This window comes from Methylobacterium marchantiae (genome assembly GCF_042679825.1).
Taxonomy (GTDB): Bacteria; Pseudomonadota; Alphaproteobacteria; order Rhizobiales; family Beijerinckiaceae; genus Methylobacterium; species Methylobacterium marchantiae.
In genome coordinates this window covers 228,997-238,607 of sequence record NZ_JBHTND010000003.1, presented here as the reverse complement: position 1 = coordinate 238,607, position 9,611 = coordinate 228,997, and the positions used below count along the sequence as shown (strand labels likewise).

General features: G+C 65.4%; 7 protein-coding genes. 3 read left to right on the top strand and 4 right to left on the bottom strand.

All coding sequences use genetic code 11. The annotated features are described in order from the left end of the window. Positions 1-672: 672 nt before the first annotated feature. The 4 genes from ACFQ4G_RS03960 to ACFQ4G_RS03945 form a co-directional block, all read right to left on the bottom strand. Positions 673-879 carry a hypothetical protein gene (locus ACFQ4G_RS03960; RefSeq protein WP_238208709.1) on the bottom strand — a complete coding sequence of 69 codons (207 nt, stop codon included), beginning with the start codon at positions 877-879 and terminating at the stop codon, positions 673-675. 249 nt (positions 880-1,128) lie between these two features. Continuing rightward, positions 1,129-1,326 carry a hypothetical protein gene (locus ACFQ4G_RS03955; RefSeq protein ID WP_238208710.1) on the bottom strand — a complete coding sequence of 66 codons (198 nt, stop codon included), beginning with the start codon at positions 1,324-1,326 and terminating at the stop codon, positions 1,129-1,131. Positions 1,327-1,522: 196 nt separating this feature from the next. Then, a complete protein-coding gene (locus ACFQ4G_RS03950; RefSeq protein WP_238208711.1) occupies positions 1,523-3,154 on the bottom strand; it encodes a DEAD/DEAH box helicase in 1,632 nt (543 codons plus the stop codon). A gap of 66 nt (positions 3,155-3,220) precedes the next feature. Further along, a complete protein-coding gene (locus ACFQ4G_RS03945; protein ID WP_238208712.1) occupies positions 3,221-3,454 on the bottom strand; it encodes a hypothetical protein in 234 nt (77 codons plus the stop codon). 337 nt (positions 3,455-3,791) lie between these two features. Between ACFQ4G_RS03945 and ACFQ4G_RS03940 the strand changes: the two genes are divergently transcribed. The 3 genes from ACFQ4G_RS03940 to ACFQ4G_RS03930 all read left to right on the top strand — a co-directional run bounded on the left by ACFQ4G_RS03940 (position 3,792) and on the right by ACFQ4G_RS03930 (position 9,559). Then, complete coding sequence (locus tag ACFQ4G_RS03940) at positions 3,792-5,042, top strand: amidase family protein (RefSeq protein ID WP_238208744.1); 1,251 nt, start codon at positions 3,792-3,794, stop codon at positions 5,040-5,042. 167 nt (positions 5,043-5,209) lie between these two features. After that, a complete protein-coding gene (locus tag ACFQ4G_RS03935) occupies positions 5,210-6,403 on the top strand; it encodes an efflux RND transporter periplasmic adaptor subunit (RefSeq protein ID WP_238208745.1) in 1,194 nt (397 codons plus the stop codon). A gap of 18 nt (positions 6,404-6,421) precedes the next feature. Then, the gene (locus ACFQ4G_RS03930; RefSeq protein ID WP_238208713.1) at positions 6,422-9,559 is read left to right on the top strand and encodes an efflux RND transporter permease subunit; all 3,138 of its coding nucleotides are present in this window, start codon (positions 6,422-6,424) and stop codon (positions 9,557-9,559) included. The last annotated feature ends 52 nt before the right edge of the window (positions 9,560-9,611 follow it).

Here is a 9,611-nt window from a genome sequence, read left to right as displayed (position 1 = left end):
GGGTCCGGTTCTCAGTCGTCCACATCGGCAGCCTCCACACAGGCAGCCTTGAATCACAAACCCCTCACATCACTCAATATGTCGCCGGACAGACACTGAGCCGAATCGCGTCTCCAGATATGGGCGCTTGCGACAGCGCCTATCGCAGCCGAAATCTTATGTATGAGCGGCCGATTCCATATCTCTGGCACGCTCCTGAGCCGGTTCTGACCCTCCGATGTTGAGACTGTTGGGTCGCTATCGTCGATTGCCGCCTCCGGTAGTGGGGGTTGCGACTTCCGGCTTGTAAGCATTGCCGACGCGGCCAGAATTGTTCGCACGGCTCTCGGCGCCGACCGCACCAAACGCTTCGCTGCCGACGGAGCCGGGCCCGCTGTTATCGATGCCGCCTGGCTTTACCACCGGAACATTCCGACATTCCCGGTGTCGTCATAGACGAGAGACCGGCTGCTTGATCTCGGCTGGTCCGCTCGACTGAGCAAAGTTCGGCACCGATGCCGTCAGCAACAGCGCAAAAGCTGAAGTCGCAAGCTTCGCCATAATTCATCCCAAGGCTCACGATGGATCAATGGGACATCAACCGATGCGACGAATGGAAGTTTGAAGCTTAGCCGCGCAACTCGTGCGCGATTGTCGGTATCTCAAGACCCTCAAGAGTGGCGGCTCGAAACTTCATGAAGCGTGGCTATCATTGATACGCTCCGCTACTTCTGCTGACGAAATATCGTGTGTCGTCCTTAAATCGTGACCATCGCTTCCCGGCGTGATGTCATCCTGTTCCATTGAGACGTTGGTCGGCTTATCCGGAAGCGGCGGCCAGATCGGGCGATCCGGTTGTAGCGGCTTTCTCATGAAACGGCCTCCAGCGATCAGCACCAAGCATGCGATCTCTGGGATACGATATGCCAAGATTTTTGCAAATGCTCGCTAGTCTTCGATCCCGGCCATTCAGGTCGAAATCCGGCGCGTCAGCCCATGCATCGCATGACATCGTCCACTTCGGATGTCTCCGAAGCGGATGATCGAATGAGAAAATTCCGTCTGATGATCAGGCCTTACAGTCGAACTCCGCAGCCCGGCGGCATGATCCGCGGCCGATCGGGTCTACGCGATCGCGAAAAGGCTGCCTTAGCGCTCACCGAAGCCGGACAGCAGCTTCTCGATCTGGGCGAGCCCATTTTCCTTCGCCTTCGCCTCGCTGGTGAGGCTGCGATCTGAACGCTGGACCAGCTTGCCGCCCTTGCGGATAGCCCACTGATAGGTCGCGCCCTCGGTACGTGGGCTCAGGATCTCGAGGGTGTAGGGGTAGGTCGATGTCTCAGTCATGTCCCCTATATGGCGCAAGCCGAGCGTGCCTTCCACCCTTTGGCGGCACCCGAAAGGCGTCATTCGCGCAGCATGACGCCCGAAAGGGAAGCATTTCGACCGCGTGGAGACGCTGACCTTCATTGCTTGGAACGTGCAGTCAGGTTCGTCAGCGTCATTGGATGGATCAGAATGCTGTCGTCGATTCGCTTCGCGTTCAAGCGTCGGCCTCTGCGAAACGCCGCGTATCGACGAAGGTACGCCCGTCCGGAAAGCGATAGCTGACGCTTTCGGAAAGACGGCCGTTTGCCCGTATCAGGATCGCGGAGGGGCCGGTGAGGTCGCCGGCCCGCGCCAGAGCCTCGGCCACCGTCATCGGAACGTCGCGGCCGCCACCGAGTTGGCGCCACCACTGGACCGCCTTCTCACGTGGATAGCCAGTCCGCTCCAGGGCGATCCGTACCCTGTGGCTCCCACCGTCCTCAGTCTGGAGATCCACGTCCAAACTGCCGGAGCCCACGTGTCGACCGAGCCGCCACCGCGTGACGCTGCGCCAGACAGGGACGTCGCGCGACAGGATCGGATGCTCGTCCTCGGCCGCCGCTTCATGGCTCGGTCCCTCTTGGTCCGCCTCGTCAGGTTCGACCCAACACCCTTCGCAAGTGCTGGCATTGAGCGGGATGAGCGCGCCACAGCCGGGACATGGCTTGGCCCGAACTTCGCCCTCCCGACCCTTGATCGCGGCGGCGCTGCGCGCCGTGACGATGTCCACAGGTCCGTGCATCCGCACCAGCCCGGCATAATCGAGGATAAGCGCATCCGCTTTGCCCGATGCCGTGCGCAGTGCACGCCCCACTTGCTGGACATAGAGGCCGGTGCTCTGGGTCGGCCGCAACAGCGCAATGAGGTCCACCCGCGGGACGTTGAACCCGGTAGAGAGCACGCTGACGGAAGTGAGGCAGCGCAGTCGCCCCTCGGAGAAGTCACGCAGGATTCGGTCGCGCTCGCGTTTGCCCGTCTCGCCCGTCACCATCTCGCAGGTGTAGCCTTCCGCTCTGACGGCGTCGCGCACCGCCTCGGCATGGGCGATACCGGCGCAGAAGGCGAGCCAAGCCCGGCGTTCGCGTCCAAAGACCGCCATCTCCTCGACGGCGGCACGGGTGATCCAATCCTGATTCACGGCCGCTTCCAAGGCACTGGGGACGTAGTCGCCCCCGCGCTTGCCGACGCCGGAGACATCGAGCGCCGTGGCGGTTGCCTTGCAGATCAGCGGGGCGAGGTAGCCCTGGTGGATGAGGTCGCCGACATTGGCCTCGTAGACGATGCGCTCGAACAATCGCCCCTCGCCTTCGTCCAGACGGCCACTGTCGAGACGGTACGGGGTGGCGGTGAGTCCGACGACGCGCAGGTGCGGTCGCGCTGCCCGCAAGGCCGCGAGGAAACGGCCATATCGGGTCTCGCCGTTGCGCGGAATCAGGTGAGCTTCATCGACCACGACGACGTCGAAGGCACCGATCGCTTCGATGCGGTTCCAGACCGACTGGATGCCGCAGAACAGGATCTGGGTCGTCGTATCGCGGCGGTCGAGTCCGGCAGAGTAGATGCCGGCTGGCGCATCGGGCCAGTAGGCCATGAGCTCGCGGTGGTTCTGGGCGATGAGTTCGCGGGTGTGGGTGACGATGACGACCCGCGCCTCGGGACGAGCGGCGATCACTTCCCGAACCAGAGCGGCGATGACGAAGGCCTTGCCAGCCCCTGTCGGCAGCACGATCAGCCCGTTGCCGGCATCGTTTCGCCATGAAGCGTAGAGGGCATCGAGGCTGGCACGCTGGTAGGGTCTGAGATCCATCGCCGGCTGTCTAAGGCCGTTCACCGAGAACTGGAACACCCGCCGCGACAGGGCACTCCCTATGGATCATGTATCTTCGTGGGACATTTCCTCGCGCATTACCTTGGCGATGCGTTCGACCATACCTTGCGACAGACGAACGAATTGCCCGGTGCCGTGCCCACGTCCGTCGAGGAGTTCGGCGAAGACAGGTCTCGCCGGCTCGCAGGCGAGAGACGCAACGGGCCTCGTATTGCGCCGTTTGGCCCGCAATCGCTCGGCCAGCGCATCGGGAACGAAGGGATCGCGCACGACGTGCATCTCCTGCCAGGACCGATCTTCCGGGTCGGCATGGAGCTAGGCGCGAGGAGTTGCCGAGGCCTTAAGGCCGAGGCAGTTGCGCGTTGCAAGTTCACCGGACCGGCCTTCCGCCGGGACCGAAGTTCGGTCGAAACCAAGCAGGTCGAACAGACAGCGCCAACCTTCCGTCGGCGTAGGACAATGCCGGGGCGAGGAACGATGGCCGGTCCGCTGGACCTCTCTCCACGTTCCTGGCATCACCTCCGACCATACGGGGAGCCCCCCGACGCTTCCCCCCTACGGCTCGTATGCTGGCCAGCTTCCGACCAATCGTCACCCCGCGAACCCGCCGATGCCGATGCTCTCGCTCCTGTCGCTCCGCGCCCGTATCGAGGCGGGCTCGCTCACCCCATCGCAGGCCGTCGCGCTGACCAGAGCGGCGATCGCGGAGCACGAGCCGTCGGTTCGCGCACTGGTCACGAGCGATCCCGATCCCGTAGTGCCCGAAATGGGGCCGCTGGCCGGTATCGCGGTGGGCATCAAGGACATCATCGACACCGCCCACCTGCCGACGCAGATGGGATCGTCGATCTACACCGGTTGGCAACCCCGCGCCGATGCGCCGATCGTGGCTCGGCTGAAGGCGCTCGGCGCAGTGCCCATCGCCAAGACCACAACGACCGCTTTCGCCTTCATCGATCCGACCGAGACGTGCAATCCGCGGGCGCCTGGGCGGACACCGGGCGGCTCGTCGTCGGGCTCGGCTGCGGCCGTCGCCGCGGGAATGCTGCCATTGGCCCTGGGCACCCAGACCGGCGGTTCGGTCATCCGCCCGGCGGCCTATTGCGGGGTGGTCGGCGTGAAGCCGTCGTTCCGGCTGCTGCCGACGGTCGGGGTCAAGTGCTTCTCGTGGACCCTCGACACCCTCGGCCTTTTCGCGGCGACCGCGGCCGATGCCGCTCATGCCCTCGCCCTCATCGCCGGCCGGCCGGAGATCGAACGTCCGGTCGGCGCGCCGCGGATCGGCCTCCTGCTCCCGGAATTCTGCGACGCGGCCGAACCAGAGGCATTGGGCGCGCTTGACCATGCACGGGTCGCGGCCGAGGCGGCAGGTGCGAGCATCCGCGCCTTCTCGCTCCCCGACCTGTTCAAGGAGGCGTTCGACCAGCACGCCACGATTCAAGATTTCGAATCCGCGCAGGCCCTTGCCTGGGAATATACGACGCATCACGAGACATTGCCGCCGTTCCTGCGTGCCCATCTCGACATGGCCCAATCGATCGATGCCGCCGCCTACGACGCGGCGCGGCGCATCGCGCATCACGCGCGGCGCAGCCTCAGGGATATCCTGCGGAACGCCGATATCGACGTCATCCTCACTCTCTCGGCCCCCGGCTTCGCTCCCCAAGGCTACGCCTCGACCGGTGATTCGCGGTTCAACCGCCTCTGGACGATGATGGGCGTTCCGTGCGTCACCGTGCCGGTACCGGGGGAGGATGCTCCGCTCGGGGTCCAGGTCATCGCCGGGTTCGGCCATGACGCTCGGGCACTGTCCGCGGCGACGTTCCTGGAACAGACTCTCGCGGAGCGGAGTCGAGATTACGGCTGACGCAGCGATGCTGGACGACAGAATTTTCATGCGAGTGTCATGTAGAGGAAAACCTTAATCGCCCGAGCGTCATGAAAACGCCGGTGCCGCGGTGCAGGAGCGCGCGAGGCGGCCTCGCTGCTCGCGAATCTGTCCGAACTATCCGCCGAACGGTGAGCCACGTGTCCATGCGCCTGTTCCGGCTTCTCACGATCGTGCCGCTGCTCGCGACCTCCGGTCCGCTCTACGCGGTGGAGACGCCGCCGGCGATCGATGCAACGGCGCCCGCGCCTGCGGTGACCATCGTTCCGGCCGCCGATCGCGAGATCGTCGAGCAGGCCGTCGTCACCGGTACGCTGGTTCCGCGCGACGAGATCCTGGTGGCTCCCGAGATCGAGGGCTACCGCATCACCGAACTCTTCGTTGAGGAGGGCGCGGAGGTCGAGAAGGGGGACGTTCTGGCGCGGCTCTCCCTGGAAATGATCGCCACCCAGGAGGCCGCCAACATGGCTGCCATCGCCAAGGCGGAGGCGGCGATCGTCCAGGCCCGCAGTCAGATCGTCCAGTCCGAGGCGGCTCAAGTCGAGGCCAATCTCTCGCTCGAGCGTTCGCGCTCCCTGCTCAGGACAGGAAACGCCACGGCGGCGGTGCTGGAGCAGCGTATCTCCGCAGCCCAGGGAAGCGAGGGTCGGCTTGCTTCCGCGAAGGGCGGCCTGCAACTCGCCGAGGCCGATCTTGCCGCGGCACGCGCGCAGAGCACGGAGATCGCGCTCCGCCGCGCCCGCACCGACATCAAGGCGCCGGAGAGCGGCATCGTCAGCCGCCGCACCGCGAGGGTCGGTGCGACGGCGACCTCCGTCGGTGAGCCGTTGTTCCGACTGATCGCACGCGGCGAGATCGAGCTCGAAGGCGAGGTGCCGGAAACCTGGATGCCCCGGATCAAGCGCGGCAACGCCGTGAGGCTTGAAGCCGAACAGGGACGAATCGTGATGGGGAAGGTCCGGCGGATCGATCCCGAGATCGACCGGCTGACGAGGCTCGGCAAGATCCGGATCAGCCTCGACCGCGACCCTTCCCTGCGCATCGGCGCCTTCGCCCGCGGGAAGGTCGAGGTGGCGCGGCGGAACTCGGTGGCCGTTCCTCTGTCTGCCGTGCTCTACGGGATCGACGGGTCGGCCCTCGTCTACGTGGTGGAGGACGGCAAGGTCGAGGCCCGCAAGGTCGTCTCCGGCCTGGCCGCGGATGGCTTCATGGAGATCCGCGACGGCCTGAGATCGGGCGAGGCGGTCGTCGCGCGGGCCAGCAGCTTCCTGCGCCACGGCGACCGGGTGCGGGCCGTCCAGTCGAAGGCCGAGGCTGCGGCCACCGTGACTCCCCGCTGAGATCGGACCGGACAGCCCATGCGCCTCAACGTCTCCGCCTGGGCGATCCGCAGGCCGATCACCTCGATCGTCCTTTTTCTGGTCCTGATGATCCTTGGGCTCGTCAGCTTCCGCTCGTTGCCGATCACGCAATTCCCGAACATCGACATCCCGATCGTGGCGATCCAGGTCACCCAGGCCGGCGCGGCTCCCTCCGAGTTGCAGACCCAGGTGACGAAGGTGGTGGAGGATGCCGTCGCCGGGGTGAAGGGCGTCAAGCACATCATCTCGACGATTTCCGAAGGTGTCTCGGCCACCACCATCGAGTTCCGTCTCGAAGTGAACGTCGATCGTGCCGTCAACGACGTGAAGGATGCCATCGCCAAGGTGCGGGTGACTCTTCCCCGGACCATCGACGAGCCGATCATCAGCCGCGTCGAGATCGCCGGCCTGCCGATCATGGTCTACGGCGCCTCGGCGCCGGCGATGACGCCGGAAGACCTGTCCTGGCTCATCGACGACGTCATCGCCCGTCAGATCCAGGGAGTGAAGGGCGTCGGCGGGGTCGAGCGGCTGGGCGGCGTCGCCCGCGAAATCCGGGTCACGCTGAAACCCGACCGCCTGCTGGCGCTCGGCATCACTGCCGCCGATGTGAACCGGCAACTCCGTCTTACCTCGGCCGACATGGCCGGTGGGCGCGGCGAACTCGGCGGTCAGGAACAGTCGATCCGGACGCTGGCGGGTGCCGCCAGCCTCGAAACTCTGTCCCAGACCTCCATCGTAGTCCCTGGCAACCGGAAGGTCCGTCTCGACGAGTTGGCGACGCTGGTCGACGGCTCTGAGGAGCCTCGTACCTTCGCGCGGTTCAATGGCGAGCCGGTCGTCGCATTCGCGATCTCGCGCTCGACGGGAGCCAGCGATGCCGACGTCGCCGCCGCGGTCGCGCGCAAGATCGCTGATCTCGGAGTGAAGAACCCTGGCGTCCGCTTCGACCTGATCGACACCTCCGTCACCAACACGGTCGGCAATTATCACTCGGCGATGCTGAGCCTGATCGAGGGTGCGGCGCTGGCCGTCTTCGTGGTCTTCATCTTCCTGCGCGACTGGCGGGCGACGCTGATCGCCTCCATCGCGCTCCCCCTGTCCGTGCTGCCGACCTTCTGGGTGATGAGCACCCTGGGCTTCTCGCTCAACGCCGTCAGCCTGCTCGCCATCACCCTCGTCACCGGCATTCTGGTGGACGACGCCATCGTCGAGATCGAGAACATCGTGCGGCACATGCGGATGGGTAAATCCGCCTATCGCGCGTCCTTGGAAGCGGCCGACGAGATCGGTCTCGCGGTCATCGCGATCACGGCGACGATCATCGCCATCTTCGCGCCGGTCTCGTTCATGAGCGGTATCGCCGGCCAGTATTTCAAGCAGTTCGGCCTGACCATCGCGGCGGCGGTCTTCATGTCGCTGCTGGTGGCGCGGCTGATCACGCCTTTGCTCGCCGCCTATTTCCTGCGCGATCACGGGCCGGACCATGAGCGCGAAGGACCGGTGATGCGCACCTACACGCGCGTCGTTGCCTGGTCGGTGAGGCACAAGTTCATCACCCTCGTCCTCGGTCTCGTCTGCTTCGCAGCATCGATCATGTCCACTGGCCTTCTGCCGGCCGGCTTCCTGCCCGCCGAGGATGCGGCGCGGACGATCTTCGTGGTCGAGTTGCCGCCCGGTGCCCGGCTCGCCGACACCACCCGCGTCACGGACGCCCTCGTGGACAAGATCAGGGCCCTCCCTGAAGTCCGCAGCGTGTTCGTGGATGGCGGTCGCCAATTGCCGTCGAAGAAAGAGGTAAGACTTGCGAGCTTCACTATCAACCTGACGCCGAAGAACACGCGCCATCGCACCCAGAAGCAGCTCGACGTGGTCATCGGCAAGATTCTCAGGGAGGAGCCGGACATCCGGTTCTGGTCGCTTCGCAACAGCGGCCAGCGCGATCTCGCGTTGATCGTCTCCGGCCCCGACCTGCGTCTCGTGTCGGAGACCGCCGCGCAATTGCAGCGCGAGGCGGCCGCAGTGCCCCACCTCGTCAATGTCCTTTCCACCGCCCCCCTCGACCGCACCGAGATCCGCATACGCCCCAAGGCGGGTGTCGCGGCGGATCTCGGGGTTTCCACGGATCTGATTGCCGAGACGGTACGCGTCGGGACGATCGGCGACATCGGCGCCAACCTCGCCAAGTTCAACGCCGTGGACCGGCAGGTGCCGATCCGGGTACAATTGCCTCTCGGATTGCGCGGAGACCTATCCCAGCTCGAGACCCTGAAAGTGCCGGTGAAGGGGGGCGCGTCGGTCCCTCTCTCCACGGTGGCCGACCTCAGCCTCGGCCGCGGCCCCACCGCCATCGACCGCTACGACCGCTCGATCCGCGTGGCCCTGGAGGCCGACATGGAGGGCTCGGACGCACTGGGCACCCTGATCGAATCTGTGATGGCGCTGCCGACCGCGAAGAACCTGCCGCCCGGCGTCGCCATCAGCCAGACCGGCGACGCCGAGATCATGGGCGAGGTGTTCGAAGGGTTCGCCCTCGCCATGGGCGCCGGCCTGATGATGGTCTTCGGAGTGCTGGTGCTCCTGTTCGGAAACTTCCTTCAGCCGCTGACCATCCTGTTCTCGCTGCCGCTCTCCATCGGCGGTGCGATCCTCGGGCTCCTGATCTTCCACATGCCGATCTCGATGCCGGTGGTCATTGGCATCCTCATGCTGATGGGCGTCGTGACGAAGAACGCGATCATGCTGGTGGATTTCGCCATCGAGGAGATGGCGCGGGGCGTGGACCGCGCCACCGCCATCATCGATGCGGGGCGCAAGCGTGCCCGACCCATCGTCATGACCACCATCGCCATGGCGGCAGGTATGGTGCCCTCGGCCATGGCACTCGGCATCGGCGGCGAATTCCGTGCACCCATGGCCGTCGCCGTGATCGGCGGTCTGATCGTCTCGACCGGCCTGTCGCTGATCTTCGTGCCCGCCATCTTCGTCCTGGTGGACGACCTCTCGCGCCTCTTCGTCCGGCTCTTCAGCCGCTTCATCGGCAAGAAGGATGAGCCCAGCGAAGGGGAGTTCTCCCTCCCGGCCAAGCTAGCCAATGACGGGAAGACGTTCTCGTCGAGGGCGGCCGCGGAATAGATCGGCGGACGGTCGCTTCTCGGCAGACAATCGATGCAGGGCGAAAATCCAG

What these genes read in the sequence shown, in the direction of transcription:
- ACFQ4G_RS03955 (WP_238208710.1), bottom strand. Translation starts at nt 1,326, where the DNA reads ATGACTGAGACATCGACCTACCCCTACACCCTCGAGATCCTGAGCCCA.
- ACFQ4G_RS03950 (WP_238208711.1), bottom strand. Translation starts at nt 3,154, where the DNA reads ATGGATCTCAGACCCTACCAGCGTGCCAGCCTCGATGCCCTCTACGCT.
- ACFQ4G_RS03945 (WP_238208712.1), bottom strand. Translation starts at nt 3,454, where the DNA reads ATGCACGTCGTGCGCGATCCCTTCGTTCCCGATGCGCTGGCCGAGCGA.
- ACFQ4G_RS03940 (WP_238208744.1), top strand. Translation starts at nt 3,792, where the DNA reads ATGCTCTCGCTCCTGTCGCTCCGCGCCCGTATCGAGGCGGGCTCGCTC.
- ACFQ4G_RS03935 (WP_238208745.1), top strand. Translation starts at nt 5,210, where the DNA reads ATGCGCCTGTTCCGGCTTCTCACGATCGTGCCGCTGCTCGCGACCTCC.
- ACFQ4G_RS03930 (WP_238208713.1), top strand. Translation starts at nt 6,422, where the DNA reads ATGCGCCTCAACGTCTCCGCCTGGGCGATCCGCAGGCCGATCACCTCG.